The 23,906-nt window shown below is 49.2% G+C and carries 19 protein-coding genes and 1 pseudogene; 4 read left to right on the top strand and 16 right to left on the bottom strand.

Annotation, left to right across the window (positions count from 1 at the left end):
* Positions 1-165 precede the first annotated feature (165 nt).
* From EIZ37_RS23995 to EIZ37_RS24030, 7 genes and pseudogenes are all read right to left on the bottom strand, one after another.
* Positions 166-726, bottom strand: a complete 561-nt coding sequence (locus EIZ37_RS23995; protein WP_235828202.1) for a DUF5984 family protein — start codon at positions 724-726, stop codon at positions 166-168.
* Between the two features lie 291 nt (positions 727-1,017).
* A pseudogene (locus EIZ37_RS24005) lies at positions 1,018-1,689 on the bottom strand (transposase); the annotation flags it as partial.
* A gap of 169 nt (positions 1,690-1,858) precedes the next feature.
* Complete coding sequence (locus EIZ37_RS24010; protein WP_134687297.1) at positions 1,859-2,161, bottom strand: hypothetical protein; 303 nt, start codon at positions 2,159-2,161, stop codon at positions 1,859-1,861.
* A 24-nt stretch (positions 2,162-2,185) separates the two neighbouring features.
* Entirely contained in the window at positions 2,186-4,378 is a 2,193-nt protein-coding gene (locus EIZ37_RS24015) for an EndoU domain-containing protein (protein WP_134687298.1), read from the bottom strand.
* A gap of 361 nt (positions 4,379-4,739) precedes the next feature.
* A complete protein-coding gene (locus EIZ37_RS24020; protein WP_134687299.1) occupies positions 4,740-6,995 on the bottom strand; it encodes an ATP-binding cassette domain-containing protein in 2,256 nt (751 codons plus the stop codon).
* 258 nt (positions 6,996-7,253) lie between these two features.
* Complete coding sequence (locus EIZ37_RS24025; protein WP_134687300.1) at positions 7,254-7,673, bottom strand: SRPBCC family protein; 420 nt, start codon at positions 7,671-7,673, stop codon at positions 7,254-7,256.
* Positions 7,670-7,999: an ArsR/SmtB family transcription factor gene (locus tag EIZ37_RS24030; RefSeq protein WP_134687301.1), complete on the bottom strand. Its 330-nt coding sequence runs from the start codon at positions 7,997-7,999 to the stop codon at positions 7,670-7,672. Before EIZ37_RS24030 ends, EIZ37_RS24025 begins: the two co-directional genes overlap by 4 nt.
* Before the next feature lie 343 nt (positions 8,000-8,342).
* Here EIZ37_RS24030 and EIZ37_RS24035 point away from each other — a divergent pair, with 343 nt between their 5' ends.
* Positions 8,343-9,104: an exodeoxyribonuclease III gene (locus EIZ37_RS24035; protein ID WP_134687302.1), complete on the top strand. Its 762-nt coding sequence runs from the start codon at positions 8,343-8,345 to the stop codon at positions 9,102-9,104.
* Between the two features lie 98 nt (positions 9,105-9,202).
* On the opposite strand, the gene EIZ37_RS24040 is transcribed toward EIZ37_RS24035, so the two are convergent.
* The 3 genes from EIZ37_RS24040 to EIZ37_RS24050 all read right to left on the bottom strand — a co-directional run bounded on the left by EIZ37_RS24040 (position 9,203) and on the right by EIZ37_RS24050 (position 12,759).
* Positions 9,203-9,703, bottom strand: coding sequence for a GNAT family N-acetyltransferase (locus EIZ37_RS24040; protein WP_134687303.1), 501 nt, complete (start codon positions 9,701-9,703; stop codon positions 9,203-9,205).
* A 150-nt stretch (positions 9,704-9,853) separates the two neighbouring features.
* Positions 9,854-11,224, bottom strand: coding sequence for an aspartate aminotransferase family protein (locus EIZ37_RS24045; RefSeq protein WP_328591381.1), 1,371 nt, complete (start codon positions 11,222-11,224; stop codon positions 9,854-9,856).
* A gap of 29 nt (positions 11,225-11,253) precedes the next feature.
* Positions 11,254-12,759: a CoA-acylating methylmalonate-semialdehyde dehydrogenase gene (locus EIZ37_RS24050; RefSeq protein ID WP_134687305.1), complete on the bottom strand. Its 1,506-nt coding sequence runs from the start codon at positions 12,757-12,759 to the stop codon at positions 11,254-11,256.
* A gap of 142 nt (positions 12,760-12,901) precedes the next feature.
* On the opposite strand from EIZ37_RS24050, the gene EIZ37_RS24055 reads away from it, so the two are divergent.
* Positions 12,902-14,581 (top strand): PucR family transcriptional regulator, encoded by a 1,680-nt coding sequence (locus EIZ37_RS24055; protein ID WP_167569112.1) that lies wholly within the window; start codon positions 12,902-12,904, stop codon positions 14,579-14,581.
* Here the strand turns inward: EIZ37_RS24055 and EIZ37_RS24060 are convergent.
* The 5 genes from EIZ37_RS24060 to EIZ37_RS24080 form a co-directional block, all read right to left on the bottom strand.
* The gene (locus tag EIZ37_RS24060; protein WP_134687307.1) at positions 14,578-16,932 is read right to left on the bottom strand and encodes an AAA family ATPase; all 2,355 of its coding nucleotides are present in this window, start codon (positions 16,930-16,932) and stop codon (positions 14,578-14,580) included. The genes EIZ37_RS24055 and EIZ37_RS24060 overlap by 4 nt on opposite strands.
* A gap of 130 nt (positions 16,933-17,062) precedes the next feature.
* Positions 17,063-17,266, bottom strand: coding sequence for a hypothetical protein (locus EIZ37_RS24065; protein WP_205683883.1), 204 nt, complete (start codon positions 17,264-17,266; stop codon positions 17,063-17,065).
* Between the two features lie 112 nt (positions 17,267-17,378).
* Positions 17,379-17,702: a hypothetical protein gene (locus tag EIZ37_RS24070; protein ID WP_134687309.1), complete on the bottom strand. Its 324-nt coding sequence runs from the start codon at positions 17,700-17,702 to the stop codon at positions 17,379-17,381.
* A gap of 6 nt (positions 17,703-17,708) precedes the next feature.
* Positions 17,709-20,270, bottom strand: a complete 2,562-nt coding sequence (gene parC, locus EIZ37_RS24075; RefSeq protein ID WP_134687310.1) for a DNA topoisomerase IV subunit A — start codon at positions 20,268-20,270, stop codon at positions 17,709-17,711.
* A gap of 2 nt (positions 20,271-20,272) precedes the next feature.
* On the bottom strand, positions 20,273-22,234 hold the full coding sequence (locus tag EIZ37_RS24080; protein ID WP_134687311.1) for a DNA gyrase/topoisomerase IV subunit B: 1,962 nt from the start codon (positions 22,232-22,234) through the stop codon (positions 20,273-20,275).
* A 222-nt stretch (positions 22,235-22,456) separates the two neighbouring features.
* Between EIZ37_RS24080 and EIZ37_RS24085 the strand changes: the two genes are divergently transcribed.
* Positions 22,457-22,834 (top strand): general stress protein, encoded by a 378-nt coding sequence (locus EIZ37_RS24085; RefSeq protein WP_134687323.1) that lies wholly within the window; start codon positions 22,457-22,459, stop codon positions 22,832-22,834.
* A 161-nt stretch (positions 22,835-22,995) separates the two neighbouring features.
* Entirely contained in the window at positions 22,996-23,475 is a 480-nt protein-coding gene (locus EIZ37_RS24090) for a DinB family protein (protein ID WP_134687312.1), read from the top strand.
* A gap of 53 nt (positions 23,476-23,528) precedes the next feature.
* On the opposite strand, the gene EIZ37_RS24095 is transcribed toward EIZ37_RS24090, so the two are convergent.
* Entirely contained in the window at positions 23,529-23,843 is a 315-nt protein-coding gene (locus EIZ37_RS24095) for a DUF1292 domain-containing protein (protein WP_134687313.1), read from the bottom strand.
* Positions 23,844-23,906: the final 63 nt, after the last annotated feature.

The raw sequence follows: 23,906 nt of genomic DNA on the forward strand, positions 1-23,906 counted from the left end.
ACCGGCGCTCGTGGGTCAAATTAATTCCGGCGTTGACATCTCCAGACATTCTGAAACCGACATCTTAATTCATGAAAATATCATAAAGCCAGAACAAAGGTAATATTGGAAATGGTGAACTAAAGTGCTTCACACACCACTGGGTAGCCTCATCACATGGATCCACTATCTGATTAATGCCATCAATTTTTGATAAACTTCTTCTGCATCACACTTGTTTTTAGAATTTTGAAGAAGATTTTCCAAGAAATCTTCGATGAAATTTTTGATAGTTGATTCAAATATGCCAAGTGGTACGTACTCAATTCCAGTTGGATTAATAAATGAAATACCTTCCGAAGAGTAAGTTGATTCATTATTCCAAGCAATTTCTATATTATCGTTAACCCTTCTGAAAAATACATCAGGCAAAAACGAACCTGCTTTATTTGAAAACCAGGAGTGTTTAAACTCCCATTCTTGCTTTGTATCGAACCATGCATCAAACTCATCATCGTTGTCTGATTCAAACAACAGACAATTATCCAAAAGTTCAAGAGAGTGTTGTCCCTTAACGGGGAGGGGAAATGGTTCTTCACTCAAAATATACTTTAGATTCTCGCTAAACCATTCGACAATGTATATCAAATTCCATTGATAGGCAGTTTCGCTATCCACTCTTGTATATCGACAGACGTCTATCCCACGAACAGATAATTCAAACTTCCCCCATGTTTCACCAGTCAAATTGGTTTCATTAAAAGGATTAACTTCAAACTCATATTGAATAGCAAATGTGTTCTTATCTCCAAACGTCCTCAGAATTAAGCACCTCGGTTGTTTTTTAACAGTTTATTGTATTCCACCTTCGTAATCTTACCATCTTTAAGCAACTGTCTTAAAACATCAGCAGGAACTTCTTTGGCAGGATTCGTAACTTCATATGAATGGGAATTTCACCCGTCCCCTATGTGGTAAAGCTAAATCCCGCTAAAAGAATGGTGGCAGTCCAATTTTCCAACTACCACCGTTCTATCATTAGGCGACTTGTTCAGAGAGGGGCGGGGCGTTGTACGGTGTCTTGCTCTTCATCATGCCGTATATGATGTTGACTAGCCGCCGCATGATGCAGACTAACGCCTGACCTTTCGTTTTGCCTTCTTCTTGCTTTCATTCATAGTAAGCTAGGAAAGCAGGGTTGCGGGGGAGCTTGCTTCCTTTGGAGACTTGAACTTGCTGGACAGCAAGGTTATAGAAGATGCCATGCAAGGTGCGGTTGCCTTGCTTGCTCTTCTGTTTCTTGCCCTTCCCGCCCGAACTGAACTTTACAGGAGCAATGCCTGCAAAACGAGCCAGCTTGTCAGGACAGGAAAAACGGTGAATGTCTCCGATCTCAGCCACTAGAGCCGATGCCGTAACAAGGTCGATGCATGGAATGGCCTCTAGCTGAAAGCCCAGTTGCTTCATCATGCGGCTAAGCTGGTCTTCTACCTTTTGAACTTCTTCCTTTTTAAAGAGGATGTCTTGAACATGACTTTGAATCAGAAAATCTCTGGATTCTTGGTAATCTCGCTTCATCTCACCATCTGCCGCCACCCATGCCATGATTTCCTCCGCTTTCTTAGTCGAACAGGTGTTATGGCTCGATTTCAGCAGCATCTTCCACAAATCCTCCAAACTCACACCTTTCAGATGATGCGGGGCGGGGTAGCTAACCTCTAGCTCCCCCCTCCCCGCCCCCATTTTTTATATCCCAACGAAACAGCAAAAAGAAACCCCGCACAACGGCAGGGGATGGAATCGGAGTAGCCATATAAGCGATATCTCAAGGGAAAGGTTTCGTAGTTGCTACTTCCCAATACAAGAATTGCTACACAAACTAACCCATGTAATCTTCAGCGATTTGTATATGACTCTTAAGCTCTAAATCTGGGTATCTTTTATCTAGTTGATATAGTAACTCTATATACTTTTTACTTTGTAGATTATAAGCAACATCTTCAAACACTTCACTAAGGAATGCAAGTTCAGTCTTAGAACATTCTTTCAGAAAACCTAATGTTAAATCTTCATTCTCACTAAGTAAATTAATTAATTCAGTCCATTTTTGTTTAATTCTAGGATCATTTTCGTCAAGTAAGGCTCTTGCTCCCAAAACCGCTCGTACTTTTTCATTAAACATAGTACTCGTAACCCTCCAACAAAATTATGGTTGCATCATATTGTCGGGGAAAATCGTCCCAATTTCCCCATTAGTTTTAATTACTCCAACTCTGACACCTTTATATTCACCAAATATAGTTACCCCATCCGCCACATTCACATGGTTAGGCATATTGGCAACATATTCACCAGCCTTACTAATATCCTCTTTTGTCCATGTTTCGGGAAACCAAGCCTGACCAGTTCCAGTTCTTTTTCCTTTTGATTTGTGCCCTGGAACATTGCCTACCCTAACTCCGTTAGGATACGTCAGCTCAATATTGTACTCAATCCCATTTTTCTCAAGGAAAGCGATATTATCTTGTCCGTGGCCTCCCCCACTCATTTTTGATATTTCACCAGTCTTTGGATTTCTAGTAAAGTCCCCTAAGTTCGCATGGTCCAATGCTTCATTACTAACTTTGAGAGGATTAACTTTAGGCGTCCCCTCATGCCCCTTCCCTCCAGAACCCCCATGTGTTGAAGACTGCCAATAGTTATCCGGCATCCAATTCCTCGGAATATTCCATTTCCCTCCCCCCATCTCAATCTGGAGCATGGGGGGAAAAAGCTTTCTTGTAAGGTGCTGGACGCCCTCACGCAAATTATCCAGAACCAAATCCATGATTCTTTTAGCAGGCAGCCGATCCAGCAAGAAGCTAATCGTGATTGCCGCAGCTAAACCAGTTGCCTCGCTTGGGGTTAGAGTAAAAAACTGCTTCTTCCATTCTTCAAACGAAGCCTTTGGATTTTCGATAAAGTGAACAATGGGATCCGGATTATCGAGAATGTCTTTGATCGTCAGCGCAGCTCCCAAAGCACCGATGCTGCCTGCAAGAAAACCGCCCCCAGTTAGAACGGTTAACAATCCGCCAAGTACGACCGTCGTTACAATCATGGCACCTTTTTCAAGCGTAGACAAGTCATTCCACCAGGCGGAAAGATCCTTAAGCAAGCCGGCAAAATATGCTTGATCCCCTATGCCCATGAACAGGGAAACCTGCTCTACCCCTATCAGAAAAATCGCGATGCAAACAAAAACGCTGGCGAGAAAAGAGAACCGAGGAACGATCCATTTTGTCAGATCGTTCACATGCTTTTCATCAACAACTCTACACAAAGCATATCCCAATTGCCGTCTTTCGCGTAAAAAGGCTAACGTGTGGAAAAATGCACCTGCGCCTTTCCAAAGGGATTGCAATAACAGCAACAATTCGGAAACGGGGTCAATCACCACTTCTCGGTGCAACAGCGGTAGATTCTGCCTCTGCTTGTTAAGAAGCCAATAATCCCGGCAAACCGCTACTACGATGCATACGATAAAAAAGTACCGATAAAAATGTCCGTTGCCCAGCAGATCATAGATAATCCCTACTGTCCAGTGCAAGTCATTATCGTTAAAGGAACTATGGTCAAACAATGCCCAGCAAAATAGGAAGAGGGGGATCACATACGCCTTTCTCCCCCATTTTGCTTGCAGCGATACCGCGAATCCGATGCCAAGTGCAATAAACCCAGTCCAGACATGGTGCCCCGGCGCAAACTGATTTCCATATTCGTATGCTCCCGGGAATAGGAGATCCCATCTCCATTCGTATTCGTCTCCAAATGCTCTGTTGATGAGGGTATCGATACTTAGATGGACATCAGCTGTCCAGCGTCGAACCATTTCTTCGATAAACTCAAAGCCTGTTCCGCTCGCAGCTCCAATGAGCATATAGTCACAAATCCCATAAGACCTGCTCCTGCGTGAAAACAGGCAAAGGAAACCCAACGGAATCAGTTTACACACTTCTTCCACAAAAGGACCGAAATAAACAGTGCTCCATTCGTCACGAATCGTTCCGTCCGGGCGTTCGTCTAGCAGTGCATGCGTCCCCCATACGACTCCAGCCGTCAAAGGTCCAATGACCCATGCTCCCACAGTAAAGACACGTATAAACTCCGCCCAGGAGAGCGTCTTGCTTCTGGATAGGATCCAAAACTGCCACAGCGCATACAGGCATAGCAGCAGCTGAAACAGACCTTTTCGAGTCTCCGGGACAAACATCCACGACAGAATCGCCAACAGAAGCAGACTCCATGACAAAAAGGCATAGATTCTCTTTCCCAAAGCGACTATTCGCGGATGGTTTTGCACCCATCCTCCAAAACCACTCTGGATTTTTTCAGTAAATCGGAAGCATGCTTCTCTCATCTGAGCGCATTCACCTTTATCTAAAAAATGAAATATTTACCAATCATAAAGGTGTAACCAGCATGCAACAAGAGAAGGGAGATTCATTTTGTCATAGGAAAAAGGATACAACCCCATGGAAACAACGAGTGCCTCCTTCAAATGAAACTCTGTATGAAGCACGTTTGTTTACTTAATAATTATTATGTTACCTATTGATTTTACGCAATTCTGGTAATACCCTATCCACATTTGACAAGTGCTAGGAGACATGCGAAAGGCTGCCGATTCTGCTGGCAGCCCTGGTTGAGCATACGTTTACTACCCTTTGAAATGTTCTCCTAATCCTGCCAAAGAATTGCGAATACCATAGAGGCATGCATTACATCAAGTATCTTCCCGTGATCGACCGCTCCGCGTGGATGATCTGCGCCGGTGTGCCCTCGAACACTACCTGGCCGCCCTTGCTCCCTCCGTCCGGTCCCATATCGATGATCCAATCCGCTTGGCTGATCACATCGAGGTTGTGCTCGATGACAATCACCGTATTGCCAGCATCCACGAGGCGGTTCATGATTCCCAGAAGGTGGCCGATATCTGACATATGCAGTCCGGTCGTCGGCTCGTCCATCACGTAGATGCTGCCCTTCTTATGCAGTTCGCTCGCCAGCTTGATACGCTGGCATTCCCCTCCCGAGAGCGTGCTGAGCGGCTGGCCGAGTGTAAGATAGTTTAGCCCCACATCACTCATCGCCTGAAGCTTGCGCACTACCTCTTTTACCTGAAAAAACTCCAATGCCTGCTCCACTGTCATCTCCAGCACGTCTGCAATTGACTTGCCGTTTAGCTTGTACGCCAGCACCTCTTCCTTGAACCTTCTCCCACCGCATACTTCGCACGGCAGCTTCACACTGTCGAGGAATGCAAGGTCTGTATATACAACTCCCAGCCCTTGGCAGTTCTCGCAAGCGCCCTTGGAGTTAAAGCTGAACAAGCTTTGGCTGACCTTGTTCGCGGAAGCAAACGCTTTGCGCACATCATCCATAATGCCCGTGTATGTCGCGGGATTCGAGCGTGTTGACACTCCTACCGCCGATTGGTCGATGACGATCGCATCCGGATGCTGGGTGAGGAATACCTCGTTAATCAGCGTGCTCTTCCCCGATCCGGCGACACCTGTAACGACTGTCAGCACGCCGGTTGGAATATCTACACTCACATTCCTCAGGTTGTGCAGCGTGGCATCCTTGATAGACAGTTTGCCGGACGGCTGCCGGCAAGCTTGCTTCAGCTGGAGCGGCCGCTTCATATGTGTGCCTGTCAGCGTACCGGACTCCAGCAGGCCTTGGAAGCTTCCTTCATACATGATGGTACCGCCGCGGCTGCCAGCGTGAGGCCCGACGTCGACGATATGATCCGCCACTTTGATCACATCGGGATCATGCTCGACAACAATCACGGTATTGCCCTTGTTGCGCAGCTTCTGCAGCAATTCATTTAACCGGTGTACATCACGGGGGTGCAAGCCAACGCTGGGCTCATCGAAAATGTAAGTGACATCCACCAGACTGCCGCTCAGGTGCTTCACCATCTTGACGCGCTGGGATTCACCGCCAGACAATGTATCCGTCTCACGGTCCAGCGTCAAGTAATCAAGTCCGATATCCACCAGATGCTGCAGCCGCTCCGTCAGCGACTTGACGATCGGCGCAGCTACCCGATCGTCAATCTCTCGAATAACACCGATGAGTTGTCCGACCTCCATGGCGGACATCTCCGCAATGCCCCGTCCATTGATCCTGCAGTTGAGCGCGGCCTGACTGAGTCTCGCGCCGCGGCAGCTGGAGCAGGGTCCCTCGGAGATATAAGGCGCAACAGCTTTTTGTGTGCGCTCGGACTTCGTCTTCACATCCTGCTTGATGTACTTGTTGGTGAACTTCTCGATGACGCCTTCCACGGTAATATTCATTGCCTTCCCAGCGAAATCCATCTCCACTTTCCTTGCCTTTGCGTACAGCAGTTGCTCCAGCTCTTCATCCGAATAATCGCTCAGCTTCTTGTCGAGATCGAAGGCCCCCGACTGCACGATCATATTCCACTCCCAGCTGTCCACCTTATAGTCCGGCAGCAGGATTGCCCCTTCCTTCAACGACTTTGACATGTCCAGCGCCTTGCTCATGTCGACGCCCAGCTTGCGTCCGATGCCGTTGCACTCTGGACACATGCCTTGCGGGTCGTTAAACGAGAACATGTTCGCTTGTCCGACATAGGGCTGACCCACTCGGGAGAAGAGGAGGCGGAGAAGGGGAGAGATATCGGTAATCGTGCCCATGGTGGAATGGGAACCGCCGCCGAGCCGCTTCTGATCGACTATTACAGCCATGCTCAGGTTCTCGATCGCGTCCGCATCCGGTTGGGGAATACGCGGGAGAAAGGTGCGTACGAACATACTGAAGTTTTCGTTCAGCAGACGCTGGGATTCGGCAGCGATCGTATCAAAAACGATCGATGACTTGCCGGATCCGGATACCCCGGTGAAAATCGTGATCTTCCGCTTGGGAATGCGCAAGGATACGTTTTTGAGATTATTTTCCCTCGCACCCGAGATGACGATATACTCCTGATTCGACTCGCTCATGCTTACCACCCTTCCCATAGTGTTCATTCTATTTATATCCACCTAGTACGGTATATCGTGTCCGGCAGCCCCAATTTGCACCAGCTATTGTTCATGCCAGGGAGGTGATGCGACTTGTAAGATTATCCGAAGCAGTCATAAACCGGCTGCAGACGAAATGCAGCCGGTTTCTATAGATTAGATTCGGGTCAAGAAGGGTTCAACGATGGTACATAATCATGTAGTATTGGGCAAGGACATTATTTGTCCCCAACGCAGTTATTGTCCCAAGACCTTTTCAAGCTCGCCGCACCATTTACTCCAGCCATACTTCGCTCCATGGAGTGCTTGTTCATTAGAGATGCCGGTTTGTTCGAGATGTAGGTTAACCTTACCATTCCCTAGATCCTGCAGCGTCCAGGTGACCGTGTGCTTCTCTCCGCTGGCCCAAGTATAGGACAACCGGGTTGGTTCCTCCACGATCAGCACTTCGCCTTCAATAATCCCATTCCAATATTCGGTCGGCTGCGTGCGAAACTGAAAACGGTGACCTACGACGGGCTTAAAATCATTCTCCATCGCCTGACCGGTGTGGATGTTGGCCACCCACTTGGCAAGCTTGCTTGAATCGGTTAAGGCGGACCAAAGCTTCTCGATCGATGTCGTGAACTGAAAATCCATCGATAATGTCAAACTCATTCTTCTTCCTCCTCTAAAAGTTGTTGTAAGCGCAACATATTCTCACTCCAGAACTTGCTATAGAAAGCCACCCAATCTTGAACTTCTCTGAGTGGTGAGGCGTTTAGTCGAAAGCGCGTTTCTCTGCCGACTTTTCGGTCAAGTACCAGACCGGCCTCTTTCAGGATTGTCAAATGTTTGGATACCGCTGTGCGGCCCATTTGAAACTGTGCCGTTAACTCATGAAGCGGTAACTCCTCCGCCTCTGATAACAGACGAATCAATCGGCGCCTAGTTGGATCTGCAATCGCGTCAAACACATCCCGAAACTGGTTGTTCTCGTTCACAGCCACCCGCTCCAAAAAATAATTTTATGTAGTAGAAATCTATTGTTGTACTAAGGGACAGCCGTTAATTTCACCCCTCCACATAAATGGTTTTTCAAGTGAAACTCCTTTCCAAATGACTAACCACTAATCGGACACCATTTGGTGACACTTTGATTATAGGCCACCATTTGGTGTCGTGTCAACAACACTTTTACACTCCACACAAAAACGTCCAATCACTCCCCCCCATTTTACGAAGGGGTTTCAAGCATTTCGATTGGTAGTCCATTTTTGTCGCCATTCAAGTATGATATGATATCTGAAAGTAACTAGCTTATTCCCTGCAAGGAGATTTCTAAAAATGAAACTGGTATCGTGGAATGTTAATGGATTGCGTGCGTGTATGAATAAAGGTTTTCAAGACTATTTTAACGAAGTCAGCGCAGATATTTTCTGCATTCAGGAAACGAAATTGCAAGAAGGGCAAATAGACATCGAGATGGGCTCAGAGTATTACCAATTTTGGAATTACGCCGAAAAGAAAGGATACTCCGGTACTGCCGTGTTTACAAAGCTCCAGCCGCTTTCCGTTCGATATGGATTGGAAGAAGACTACGAACCTGAAGGACGAATCCTTACGTTAGAATTCGATCACTTTATCCTTGTCAATGTATATACACCGAATGCGAGACGCGATCTGTCCAGATTGGACTACCGCTTGGAGTGGGAGGATCGATTCCGAGCTTACCTCATGCAGTTGGACGCGAAAAAACCGGTGATTGTGTGCGGAGATCTGAATGTGGCTCATCAAGAGATTGACTTGAAAAACGCAAAATCCAACCGCAATAATTCCGGCTTTACTCCAGAAGAGCGCGAAAAGATGACCAACTTGCTGGCTTCTGGATTCATTGATACCTTCCGACATTTTTACCCGGACAAGACGGATGCGTACACCTGGTGGTCTTATATGGCGAAAGTGAGAGAGCGGAACATCGGTTGGCGTATAGATTACTTTCTCGCCTCTTCACGCCTGGCTCCTTCATTGGTTGACGCACAAATCGATGCTCATGTCATGGGCAGTGATCATTGCCCGATCACTCTGCAGCTGTCTGATTTCGATTAAGAGTGTGAAAACGTCTATTTGATTGAAAATAAAAACAAGGCGTTCCGCAAGTAAGTTGCGGAGCGCCTGTTTCTTTTCAGCGTATTGTGCAAGATCATTCATTTCTTGTTTTCATAAGCTTTGGAAACCACTGACAGATCCAGCGGGCGAGCTAGCCTGTTTTCCGGATTGGCCAATGGTTGAAACCCGAACTGCTGGTACAAAGTATGGGCATCCTGTGTTCCCAGATGAAAGGAAACTCCTTTCAAATAAGGATGTTCCACAATGATCCCCATCAACCATTTGCTTAGCCCTTTTCCACGATGGTCAGGAAGAACAAACACATCGCCCAGCCACGCATATCGGACAAAATCTGTGACAACCCGGGCAAACCCAACCTGTTTGTATTCCCCTTCCTCGGTAGGGTTTCCTTGATAGATGCCATAGCAGAGAGACGAATTTTCAACGGACTTTTCTACCAATACGCGGGAAATTCCTTTTACCCAATACGAATCATGGTGCAAAAATTGATAGACTGTTTCGATTTCCAAATGAGCTTTATCCGTTGTGATCACATAGCCATCCGGTCTGGTCCATATCTGGGTTGGATCTGTTAACATGCGCCTTTCGCTCCCTCTCTTTTTTCATAAGAAAAGCATATCCTTCCTGTTAACACGCAACAACACGGGAATTTCGTCATATTTCGACAACATTAAACATACGTTTAAACCCTGCTTCTCCAGTCGGAAGCAGGGTTCCCCGTCACTCTCCTATAACGTGTCAAAAGCTTCCCGCAATACAGCCACCAGCATTTGCACTTCTTCCCGACTGGTTGAGAACGGTGGAGAGATCGTCAGCACGTTGTTGAACCCCGGCACGGTGTCCCCGTTTCTGCCAATGATCAATCCACGCTTTTTGCACTCCGCGATCACTTTCGTTACCTTCTCGGGAGCAGCCGGCTCCTTGGTTGCACGGTCTTCTACCATTTCGATACCCGCGAGGAAACCGAAGCTGCGAATATCCCCGACGTAGGGATGGGATTCCAGCGCCGTCAATTCCTGACGGAGCACTTTCCCCAGCTCTTCCGCCTTTTCGATCAGCTCTTCCTCCTCCATGATTTGCAGATTCCGCAGGGCCAGCGCGCATGCAGCGGGATTGCCGCCAAATGTATTCACATGGCGGAAGTGCTGGTTGGCACCCGGCTCGTTAAATTTGTCTGCGATCTCTGCACGCACAGCCGTTGCCGATAAAGGTAGGTACGCGCTCGTGATCCCTTTCGCCATCGTGACGATGTCTGGCTTTATGCCGAAATTTTGATGCCCGAATTTCCGACCGGAGCGGCCAAATCCGCAGATGACTTCATCGACGATCAGCAATACGCCGTGCTTTTCGCAAATCTCTTTCACTTTGGACATATACTCATCGGGTGGAACGATGACGCCCCCACCCGTAATGGTAGGCTCCATGATCACAGCGGCAATGGTATGGGCGCCTTCCCAATTGATGACCTCATCAAACGTCGTCGCACACTCCAGATTGCAGCTGTCCTTTTGCTTATGAAACGGACAACGGTAGCAATACGGCGGTCTGACATGCAAAAAGCCGGGAGACAACGGCTCGTATTTTTCTTTGCGGATCGACTGACCAGTGGCTGCCAGCGCTCCCATCGTATTGCCGTGATAGGCCCGGTAGCGGGAAATGAATTTGTAGCGTCCCGGTTCCCCATTTTGATGATGGTATTGCCGTGCCAATTTGAAGGCTACCTCATTGGCTTCCGAGCCGCTGTTGGAGAAAAACACGCGATACTCCTCACCCAGCCATTCACTCACTTTTTCCGCAAGCTTGATCGCGGGTACATGGCTTTGCGTCAACGGAAAGTAGGCTAACTGCTTTAACTGTTCATAAGCCGCCTCTGCAAGCTCTTGCCTACCGTAGCCGACATTCACACACCACAAGCCAGACATCCCGTCAAAGTAACGGTTGCCGTCTATATCCGTGATCCATGAGCCGCTTGCCTCTGTGACGATCATGGGATTTGGGTTAAACGGTGACATGTGATGCCACATGTGCGCACGGTCTTTTTCCAGTAAAGCTTCCTTTTCATGGTTCAAATTCGCGATTGATTCATGTTCTTTGCTCACAACCATACCTCCTTTTCACTAGAGTCAGACTATTTGACAAATACCTTTTGCGATCCGATATTGTACTCCCCATCATCAAACCAGCGAGAGGTAACGGTTTTCTTTTTCGTGTAAAATTCCACACCGTCTTTTCCGTTGGCATGCAGGTCTCCATAGAAGGACTGCTTCCATCCGCTGAACGCAAAGAATCCCATCGGGGCTGGCACGCCCACATTGACGCCTACCATGCCCGCTTCGACGCGCTGGACAAATTCACGTCCCAAGCGCCCGCTATTCGTATAGATGGTAGCGCCATTGCCGTAGCGAGACTTGCTGATGACCTCCAAGCCTTCTTCAAAGCTGTTCACACGCATGACACTCAACACAGAGGCAAAAATTTCATCTCGGACGATCACCATCTCGGCATTCGCATGATCAAAGATGGTTGGGCCGAGGAAGTAACCAGTCTCGTCTTCCTTCACGTCTTTGCGCCCGTCACGTACGAGCTGAGCACCTGCGCTCTCTCCTTGCTCAATATAGCTGTGCACCTTGCTCAGATGAGAAGCGCGAATGACTGGCCCCAAATCGGTGCCTGCTTCCAAGCCATTGCCCATCTTCAACGCATCCGATTCTTCGATCAAATGCTGTACCAGCACATCCGCGATGTCGGCATGTGCCACCACCGCGCTGGCTGCCATGCATCGCTCACCCGCACATCCGAAAGCGGAGCTCACGATGGTCTTCGCAGCACGGCGCAAATCGGTATCCGGCATCACCAGATGATGGTTTTTAGCCCCAGCCAATGCCTGTACACGCTTGCCATGGGCAGCCGCCGTTTTATAAATATACTCAGCGACCGGCTGCGAGCCGACAAAGGAAATCGCCTTCACATCGGGATGCTCCAGCAGACCATTGACTACATCATGGGCTCCATTGACCACATTGAACACGCCGTCGGGCAAGCCAGCTTCCTGCAGCAGCTCAGCCACGCGAATGCAGGAAAGCGGGGTACGCTCCGAAGGCTTCAGCACAAACGTGTTTCCTGCGGTGATCGCGATCGGGTACATCCACATAGGCACCATGACGGGAAAATTGAAAGGAGTGATGCCGGCAACGACACCCAGCGGAAAACGAAGCGTATAGCTGTCGATCGACGAAGCGATATTCGGCAAGGATTCACCCATGATCAGGGTCGGCATACCAGCAGCAAATTCCACCATCTCGATGGCCCGCAGCATTTCCGCCTGCGCCTCCGCCAGATTCTTGCCGTTTTCCTTCGTAATCATCTGGGCCAATTCGTCCTGATGCTTCACCAATAAATGCTGCAGCCGAAACATGACACGCGCTCGCTCCACGACAGGCTTCTCGCTCCAGGCCGGAAAGGCTTCCAATGCCGCCTTCACTGCCTCATCCACATCTTGCTTGCTGGAAAGCGGGACACGGGACATCACTTCCCCCGTAGCTGGATTCGGAACTTCTTCAAAGCTTTCCGTCCGCGCATCCACCCACTGCCCGCGAATATAATTTTTCATCGTATGATGGAGAGTCTTTTCCATGACGCCATCCCCTTGCTCGAAGTATAATGGATATCACACTCCTATTTTATCTGAAGATTTGCACATCAATCACCAGACACCTTGTCACAACTTCCACAGCTTTCATCTTACAACTTGTATGAAAAAAGGATGAATGATGGTCATGAAAACCGAATGGAGACTCACCGTTGCCGATGTGTTGGAAAGACCTTTGTTCCGGCATGCAGAGGTGATTGCGGGCCACAAGGGACTGCATCGCCCGATTCGCTGGGTACATATATTGGAGGAAGCCGAAAACGGGCATTTTTTAAACGGGGGCGAATTGATTTTAGCCACGGGTCTTGGCTTTGGACAGGACGCGAAAAAAAGGCGGTTGTACCTGGCTGAGCTTATCCAACGCAGGGCAGTCGGCGTATGCATTGAAATTGGTGTGTATGTAGACGAAATCTCCCTTGAGCTTCGTGAGCTTGCCAATGAGCATGATTTTCCGGTCATCGTATTTCATGAGCCCGTCCGTTTTGTGGATATCACGCTCGACCTGCATGAACGGATCGTGAATGGTCAAATGGCCGCTCTGCGCGATCTCGAAGCCTATAACCGCGGCTTGCAGAAGCTGAGCTTGCAGACGCAGACCATCGGCAAGCTGATGCAGTATTTTTCCAGCAGCGTGGAGCGGCAAACCTTCTATTTGCCATGTGACCAGCCGTCTAACGTAATCTATGTCCCTGCCATTCCCGCTTCCCAGCTTCCGGAGGCGAACAGCATGCTGCAAACGTGTTTGCTCTCTCCGTCAGGTGACGGTTCCGGATCAACAGGCATAAGCAACGACTTCGTTCTCATGTCTCACAGGCGTGTCCTGTATCAGTCGATTCAGATGATGGGCCACGTGCTCGCTTATGTGGGTGTCATTTGTGAAGAAGACGATGTACCAGGAAACGATGATTATCTCCTGCTCAAGATGGACTATACCGCAAATGCGCTGGCCCAAATTCTGATGCGCAAGTTGTTTGCGGCGGAAAGAGCATTGGAAAATGAGCAAAAGCTGGTGGAAGAAATGCTTTCGGGGACATCCCTCAGTGAAGAGCTGCTCCGCTCCGCTCTCGGCATTCGTCTGCACCAATCGTGCTCGTATTATGCCATCGTCATGCAGCTGGAGGCTGAACAGAAGGGTGCAAAGGAAGCGGATGATGACGTGAGCTTTCCGGAATTATTCAGTCTGTTTCGCTCCATTTTGTCCCGGCATCATTTTCGGATGCTTTTGCTGGATAGAGGCACCCGTCTCTACATGGTGGTCATTTCCCAGCAGTCTGCGACTCTTGCTCGCCACCATCTGGAAAAGGCGATCGCAGAGATGAAACAGCTATGTGAAAGACTGCTGCCCCCATCTGGGAGGCTTAGCGTCGGCGTCAGTCTGCAAGCAAGTCAATTCGCCCAGGCAAGCCGCCACTTTCAGGAAGCGGAGCAGGTAGTGCAATACCAGGAAGCAGATAGCAGCCACTTCTTCTCGGATCTCGGGATATTTCGGCTGTTGGCACATATCCCGCAAGAACAGGTGCTGATGCCATTTATCGCGGATTACCTCGGACCACTCCTCCGTTATGATCAAGAAAACGGGAGTTCATTGCTCGAGACGCTGCGCTGCTATCTCGAGCAAAAGATGGCCAAGCAAGAAACAGCGGATCGGCTCTATATCCATCGCCAGACGTTGTATCACCGTCTTGAAAAAATAAAAGACCTGCTCGGACCGGATTTTGCCCGTCCACACCATCGGCTTTGTCTGGAGATTGCGCTACGTGCCTATGATTCACTTGCCCAGCAAAAAAAGAATGGCAGAACCGATTAGTCCTGCCATACCTTTGCGAAGTCTTCCCATTGTAATTCCCGCAGCATTTCCACGGTGAGCTGTTCAGGTGCAATGTTCGCCAAACGCAGCGCTTGATTTTGAATCGCTTCCTGCACCAAATTTTTGATTGCTCGGGCATTTCCAGACAATTGTCCGTTTTCTTGCTGAACACGAAGGCGTTGTTCGACTTTTTCGCGAACTCCTTGAGCCAATTGATACTGCGCATGACGCAAGGAAAGCTCCAGGATCGCCAGAAGTTCCTCGGTGCTGTAATCCGGAAACAAAAACAGCTTTTTAAACCGAGAGGAAAGGCCCGGATTGCTCGCGATCAACCGCTGCATTTCCGCTGTGTATCCGGCCAGAATCACCACCAGATTCTCTTGGTGTCGGGTCATTTCATCAACCAGGGTGTTAATCGCTTCTTGCCCGAAATCATTTTCGCGGGACGACAGCAGCGAGTACGCCTCATCGATGAACAAGACACCGCCCAGTGCGTCGCGAATGACGCGCTTGGTCTGGATTGCGGTCTGTCCTACAAACCCCGCCACCAAATCAGCCCGGCTAACCGTCACCAAATGCCCTCTTTTCAAATAGCCTGTCTCTCGCAGGATGGACGCATAATATCGCGCTACCGTTGACTTTCCCGTACCTGCATTCCCGCAAAATACAGCATGCAGCTCGATCGGCACGGCTGGCAGTCCCATGTCCATCCGTCTTCGTTGAATGGAAAGGAACGCCCCTACTTTTTTGATTTCTGCTTTCAGCTCGGTCAATCCGACCATTTCTTCTAACCGTTCGGTCTCTTCGTCGCGATCCGCCTCATCCTGATCGTGCCGTAGGACGTCATCGGGGTACAGGATGGTAAAATCGTCAATGGACAGCTTCTCTTTTTCGCTGACTCGTTGCCCCTTGGCAAAAATCGCGTCCAAGATCATGTTCTTGATCGTGCGCGCGTTGCCAAAGGTTTCGTCTACCTTTGCCCGTTCAATCTGCAGGCGCAAGGCGATTTTGGTTTCCGGCAGCAAGGAAAAATCATTGCGCTGGGCAACCTGTTCGGCGATTGCGATCAACTCGTCCTCGCTATAATTGGGAAGAGTAAAGTAGCCGCTCTCCGGAAAACGGCTGCGCAAGCCCGGATTTGCATGTAAAAAAGAGCGCATTTCTTCCGGGTAGCCCGCGAGGATCACCACGAATTTTCCGGCGTATTCACCGCTCGTCATCGCCGCTACCATCGTATCAATGACGACCTGTCCATAGTCGCTGCCACTGGCGTCTTCTCTCTTGAGGCTATAAGCCTCGTCAATGAAAAGAACGCCACCCAACGCTCTTTGAATTGCCTCCATCGTCCGCTGCTCGGTCTGTCCGACATAGGCGCCCACCAACTGGGAACGATCGACCTCTACCATATGTCCCACATCCAGTAATCCGAGCTCCCGGTATAGCTTGGCAATCAGCCGCGCGAGCGTGGTCTTGCCTGTCCCCGGATTTCCCATCAAGACCAGGTGAAGCTCCGGCTGATCCTGCAACACCCAGCCTTCTTCCCTGCGGATCTGCTGGTAATGATGAAAATCCGCCAGTTGTTTGACCCGCCTTTTGATTTCCTCGAGGCCAATCAACCCTTCGATTTCCCGCATAGCCGACGGTTGCAAGTCATCCACCTTTTCAGCCACCTGCCAAAGGGAAGCAATTTCTGCTTCCTGCTCCTGCAACCGGCGGATCACGGCTTGCAGTTGCGTCAGCAAGGCAGTCGAATAAAACATCCCTTGCAACGATTCAGCATAATCCTCCGTACTTTTTCGCAATTCCATCAGCAATTGCAGCCGCTCTTGAAACAGTGCCAGCCCTGCAACCAGCTTCTGCTCCTCTTCATACGCAGCTGCCAGTCTTGCTGCTTCCAGGACCGATGGAAGTATATCCAACCGAGTCTCGACCTGTTCCATCTCCGTGATCACACGTTGCTGCAGCTGTTCCAACTGTTTTCGTTTCGAGACAGCGTTATCGGTTTCCCGGATCTTCGGGTATTCACTCGGCTCCGCCTCACGACGCAACCGTTCCATGTAGAGCTCGACCATCAGTCGTGCTGCATACGGATACTGCGGATCAAGCTTGCGCGCTCTGCTTACCCATTCATCCGCCTGAGCCTGTCCATTTGGCCTCTGCAGCCTTTTCGCTGCCAAAAAGGTTAGCAGCGTAGCTTCCGCCTCCTGCCTGCCTTTTTCCTCCAGCTCTGTTCGCTCGTCTATCATCGATAACCACCTGATCAGTTCCGCTTCCGACAGCGTTGACAATTCAGGCGGTTGTTCTCGCCATTTCTGAATCGATGGCAGCCAATCTGGCAATGGCTGTTGCATATACACTCCTCCACCCTTTCTTCCACACCAGTTGTATCACGTTTTGCGGGGAAAGGAAAGGGTGTTGCATGGTTGCAAAAAAGCTGAACCCATTGATATCAATCAGGGATCAGCTTTTTTGCGGAAAGCACTACAGGTTCACGTTGCCCATCTCGACATCTGCCTTCAAATGGGCTAGCGCAGCGGGAAACACCTCATTTTCCGTTTCAGCCGCTATTTTATACATCGTAATCACTTTTTCACCGCTTCGCACTTGCACATTGTACTGTGAATCGCCGTCGTAGGTCGTCGCGAAATTGATCTCACGCCCGTTCACATTCATATTACGTTCCATGCGCTTCACCTCCTTTGGGTAGTTTTCCCCCGTTAGACAAAAAACAACCGCAACTGACACGACCGTGCGAGTTGCGGCGAATATTGCGCTTCCCCTGGAAATATCGAATACGTTACACCGGGGAGAACGCGGAAAGATCTGTTTTTTGCAGCAGCTGTCTACCGTCTGGAAGCAGCACGACCAGTTCCCCGGTTTGCTGACCATCCGGATTCCATGTGAATTGAAAGCGACGCTTTTCGGATTCCTCCGCATTAGAGAGCGCCTCCAGCATTTGACGCAGCGTTTCCGGCAATAACGGAACCGCTATGTGTTCATCTTCCGTACTCGGAAGAGACAGGAGCTTGGAGGCATCCTCGAAATACAGCACAGTATCCAGCAGCAAAGAGATCTGTCTTTTGCTTAGCTCCGACCAAAATGAATCAAACATCTCTGCCATATTCACTCACTCATCCTTTTTCTTACTTGCATCGTCGAATAAACCAATCTGTTCAACTGGCGCTTCATCAAGAGGCGAATGAGGAGCTTCTTTCGCTGAACCCTGTGGATGTCCTTCTTGCTCCTTGTGCTCTTCAGATACAATGGCTGCTTCGATGGCGATCTCCGTGATCCCGCCTTCCACCACCAGTCGACCGATACCGCCTTGCTCATTGACAGGCACATGGGCAGCATCGATGATAACCCAGCCTCCAGCAGCAGATAGCGCATAAAGCTGTCCCAATTCTTCCAGTTGCAGGAACAGAAGCTGATGTGGATTCATTTTCCGTTTCCGGATCAGGACAAGCCCTTTTCCAGCTCTCCCCTGGACAGGCATGTCGGTAAGCGATGTGCGCTTCACGATTCCTTCTCGGGTGAGAATGCGGAATACCCGGGAATCCTCTTCCGATACGGATATCAATCCAATCACTTCGTCACCATCTGCGAGATTAATCGATTTGACACCGCTCGAAGCTCGGCCTGTCGGCGATACTTCGCTTTGCAGGAAACGGATCCCCATCCCATCCCTTGTGGCTGTCAGGAATGTACCTTCTTCTCCTGTAAGCAGGACAGAAATGAATTCGTCATCTTCATGCTTCAGCTTCGCAGCCACCAAAGCACCTGAACGGTTCGTTTCGTACTCGGAAAGAGCCGTCTTCTTGATCAAACCGGAGCGGGTGGCGTGAACCACATACAACGGCTGCTTGAAGTCAGGCACGATATGCATGGCAATGACATGTTGGTGCTTCTCGAGCGGGATAATGTTCACCAGCGCCGAACCGATATCCTTCCACTTTTCATCCGGAATATCGTTCACTAAGATCGCAAAGTATTTCCCGTCCTGGGTAAAGAACAGCGCCGTATGCGAGGTGTTCGTCTCCACAAACGTGCGAACCCGGTCACCTTCCTTCACACCGCATGTCTCAATCGTTCCGCCCATGGATTTAAACGAGCGCGGACTGGTCCGCTTGATATACCCTTGGTTCGTCAGGGTCACGATGCAGTCTTCCACGTTGATCTGCATCGTGATGTCGATTTTGATTTCTTCAATTTCACCTTGAATTTCGGTGAGCCGCGGCTCGCTGTATTTGTTTTTGATCTCCGTCAATTCGCTGACCAATACTTGAATCAGCTTCTTCTCGCTGGCCAAAATCGATTCCAGCTCCTTGATCTCTTTGGCGAGCTGATTAAGCTCCTTTTCCAGCTTGACGATATCGATCCGGGTCAAGGAAGCTAATTGGATGCTTAAAATCGCATCCGCCTGCAGGTCGGTAAACCCGTATTCCCGCATGATGTTTTCCTTCGCATGGGCCCGGTCGTTGGATTCCATGATCGTATCGACAATTTGGCGCAGAATCGATTTGGCCCGAATCAGACCTTCTACAATGTGCTGTCGGTTCTGCTTGCGCTCCAGGTCGTATTGCGAACGTCTGGTGACGATTTCCTTCTGATGGGAAATATACGCATCCAGCAGCGCTTTCAAGCCCATCTGGCGGATCGTGCCATCATGGATGACGTTCATATTGTAGTTGTAATACACTTGCAAATCGGTGTTTTTGTACAGATATTTGACGATGGCGTCGGTATCCGCGTCTTTGCGCACATCGATGACGATGCGCACTTTTTTCTGTTCGGCTTCCTTTCGTCCGGTCTCATCTCGAACCGCCAGGGCACCTTCAATCTTGCGTTCCATGACCAGCTCGTCAATGGATGCGACTAGCTTGGATTTCACGACGTCATACGGAATTTCCGAGATGACGATTTTTTTGACCTTGCTGCCCTTGGGCTCTTCCACATGAGTCCTCGCACGGATAATAAACTGTCCGCGTCCGGTTTCAAAAGCTTTGCGAATTCCCGATAACCCCTGCACGATGCCGCCTGTTGGAAAATCCGGCCCTTGCACATGGGTCATCAGCTCATCCAGCGAAATGTCCGGATTTTTCATCTGTGCGATGGTCGCATCAATGACCTCACCCAGGTTATGGGTTGGAATGTCCGTCGCAAAGCCTACCGCAATCCCGGAAGCGCCATTCACCAAAAGATTGGGAAAACGGGAAGGCAGTACTGCTGGCTGCTGCTCTGAGTTGTCATAGTTCGGGATAAAGATAACGGTATCTTTTTCGATATCGCGCAGCATCTCGTTGGCGAGTGCGGATAAACGGGATTCCGTATAACGCATCGCTGCTGGCGGATCGGCATCCAGGCTACCGAAGTTTCCGTGCCCCTGAATCAATACCTGGCGCATTTTCCACCATTGCGCCATGCGCACCATGGTTTCATAAATCGCCGTATCGCCATGCGGATGATAGGTACCCATCACGTATCCGACCGTTTTGGCTGATTTCCGGTATGGCTTGTCGTTCGTATTTCCTTCTTGGTACATCGCGTACAAAATACGGCGCTGCACAGGCTTTAAGCCATCTCTGGCATCGGGGATCGCCCGGGACAGAATGACGAGGTTCGCATAGTCCCCAAAGCGCTTCCCCATGATCTCCGAGAAGCTTTGTTCAATAATCTGATTGGACAACATGGTTATTCATCCTCTCCCACTTCGAAGGTAACATGGCTCTCAATCCATTCACGTCGAGGAGGCACCTTGTCTCCCATCAGGACCGTGACGAGCTTTTCGGATTGGGCGAGATCTTCGAGCGAGACTTTAATCAATTTACGGGTTTCCGGATTCATCGTGGTATCCCACAGCTGATCCGGATTCATCTCTCCTAACCCTTTATAGCGCTGCACTTCTGCTCCTCGGCCCAGTTTTTTCAGGGCTTGCTCCAGTTCATAGTCATTCCAGCAATAGATGGGATCTTGTTGTTTGCTTTTTCCTTCTTTTTTGACCTGATACAAAGGCGGTTGCGCGATATACAGCTTTCCGGCAGCAATCAAAGGCTGCATGTAACGGAAGAAAAACGTCAACAGCAAGGTCTGAATGTGCGAACCATCCACATCCGCATCGGACATGATGATGATTTTGTCAAAGGAGCAATTTTCGATCATGAAGTCTTCCCCGATGTCGGTCTCCAGCACTTCCAGGATCGTGCGAAACTCTTCGTTGGCCAATACATCGGATAGCTTGGCTTTTTCCGTGTTCAACGGCTTCCCGCGCAATCCAAAGATCGCCTGAAACTCCGAGTTGCGTGCTTGCTTGGCAGACCCACCTGCAGAGTCACCCTCCACCAGAAAGAGCTCATTGCGCGTCTTGTCTTTGTACTGGGGTGGCGTGAATTTCTCCGAGATGGAGCGCTTTTTCTTGGCGTTTTTTCCTTTTTTATCGCCGCGAAGCGCTTCCCGCTGTTTGCGCAGTTCTTCCCGTATTTCCGCCGAGCGCACCGCTTTTTCAATTAACACCTTGGCGCTCTCGGGGTTTTCCTCGAGGAAATAGCCCAGCTTTTCCGCGATGACCTGCTCCACGATGGCACGAGCTTCTTCATTGCCCAGCTTGTCCTTTGTCTGCGATTCAAATTGCACATCCGCCATTTGCAAGGACAGCACGCCCAAAAAGCCTTCACGCAGATCATTTCCCGTCAGGTTCGGATCTTTGTCCTTAAGGAACCCTTTGCGGCGGGCAAATTCGTTAAAAACGCGTGTCGTCGCATTGCGAAACCCGGTTACATGCGTCCCGCCGTCTGTGGTCGGAATCGAGTTGACGTAGGAGACCAATGTTTCCGTGTAACCATCGTTATATTGGAAGGCAAGCTCCACATAGACATCGTCTTTTTCACCGTCAAAATAAACGACCGGATGGAGCGTCTGTTTTCCCTCATTTAAGTATTCCACGTACGACTTCAAGCCATCTTCGAAGAAAAATTCCTCGCGCCTCGTTTCCGGGCCGCGCTTGTCAATCAGCACCATGCGAAGCTTTTTCAACAGAAACGCCGTCTCCCGGAAACGGTCGCGGATGAGCTCATAATCAAAACGGGTGGTCGTAAAGATTTCGTCATCAGGCAGGAAGGTAACCGTAGTTCCTGTCCGCTTGGTCGTTCCCACCACGACCAAGTCCGTCACGGGCTTCCCTACGTACTCATTCCCCTGTTCATCTACGACATACTCAAAACGCTGCTTATGTATTTCACCATTGCGATGGATTTCCACTTCAAGCCATTTGGAAAGCGCGACAACCACACTGGATCCAACCCCGTGTAGTCCTCCGCTCTTTTTATATCCGCCGCCGCCAAATTTTCCGCCGGCATGCAGCGTCGTAAAAATCACTTCAGGTACAGGACGTCCGCTTTTATGCATCCCTGTTGGAATACCGCGGCCGTAGTCCTCTACGCGAACGCTTCCATCTTTTTCTAACGTGACGATGATCCGGTCATTATAGCCGCCCAACGCTTCATCTTTCGCATTATCGACGATTTCCCACAGCAGATGGTGCAACCCCCGACTGCCCGTCGAACCAATATACATCCCAGGTCGCTTCCGAACGGCAATTAAGCCCTCGAGAACCTGAATATCTTCTTCCGTATAGGTGAGCGTCTCCTGTTCTTTCATTCCGTTCTCCCCTCTATGTTTCCGTTGCGATTGCTTATAGGCGAACACTTAATCGCTATTGTATACCATTTGACGGGAAGAAATAAACATCCTGCCCGAAAATGTTCGTTCATAAGTTTAGCACTCGTGCCGAAGAATAGTCAAAGTGAACAGGCTAAATGCGCCTCAATGGGGCAAGCTAAAGAGGAAACCTCACTCATGATGGGCAAAGGGGGATCTACCTTGATCAGTGCAACCAAACCATTTGTGAAATTTCACCGTTATGACCAGGAGCTCGTATCCGACATTCAGGCGCTCAACTCCTCGGGTTACCACAAAGACGATATTTGGGTGCTCAAGTGGAATCCAGATAAAAACCACTCCAATCAGCGAGACAACTATTACAAATACAGCACCCATTTCGAGAGCGCGGTCGGCCATATCGACAGCAAAGCTCATTTCTTTGATAACGGCGGGGAAGAGCTGCGTACAAAATTAGAGCATCTGGGTCTGACCAAGGATGAAAGCTCTGCTCTGTTTCGTGAGCTTCAGGAAACCGATTATACCTGCCTGCTGGTTGTTCGCGATCTGAAGGATAATATCATCAAGATGAACGATTAACCGTTTTTGGCTGTATTCACACTCTATCCTGCTTTACGGATAGGGTGTTTCTTTTTTAGATAGGCCTCTTTTATAGACAATTACGAACGTTTGTTCTATAATCGATTAAACAGCTTTGTTGCTCTTCATTGTGTAACTGTTGGGGAGAAGGAGCGATTCATTTGCTGCAGTTGTTTCGTTATAACTGGTTGGTAAGAGAGGAATGGTTTGAATGGTGCAAGCATATCCCTATCGAGGAATTGTTGCGTAGTCGCACAGGAGGGGCAGGTTCCATCCTTTTAACTCTTTTCCATATTGCAGACGTGGAATACAGCTGGATTCGGGGTATTCAGGGGAAGCCGGACATCCTGGTACCATTTGAGAACGATTGGACGCTCACACAAGTAAAGGCGCTATCGGATTCTTGGATCAATGAAACAAAGTTATTTTTGAATACATGGTCACATGATTGGGATAACGAACCCGTCACCGTTTCTTGGAACGATGGCTGCTATACTCAAGGTGAAATATTACGTCATGTCATTGCACATGAGATCCATCATGTGGGCCAGCTGTCCGTATGGGCAAGGGAAATGGGACTTACACCTGTGTCAGCCAATGTCATAGGCAGAGGATTATTTCCAAATAGGATGTCATCGTAAAAGAAAAAAGCTGCTGACATCATTATCAACAGCTTAAGGTGTACAGCAGCAGTTTATTTGTGCTCAGGCTCAACCAATTCGATATCTTCAAGAATCTCATCCAGCTTCGCATAAGCGGCTTCTTCCTCAGATTCTTCCAGAGGCACCAGTTCTCCGCCATCCAAGCTAAACACGAAGATGTCGATTTCTTCTTCTGTATCATCATCAGCTTCTCCTTCATCAAGAGCAGCTGTGAGGGCCACATATTGCTTTTGGTTTACATCAAACAGTGCGATGACTTCAAAATCGCCAAGCTCCTCGCCATTTTCGTCATCAAGCGTAATCAGATCGCCAATGGCCAGATCTTTGTTTTCCGCTTCATTTGTCATTCGTCGACACGTCCTTCACTCTCTAAATGTTTTCTTGCTTTCATTACCATCTTACTTTTTTTT

It is taken from the genome of Brevibacillus migulae, assembly GCF_004521915.1.
GTDB classification, from domain to species: Bacteria; Bacillota; Bacilli; order Brevibacillales; family Brevibacillaceae; genus Brevibacillus_F; species Brevibacillus_F migulae.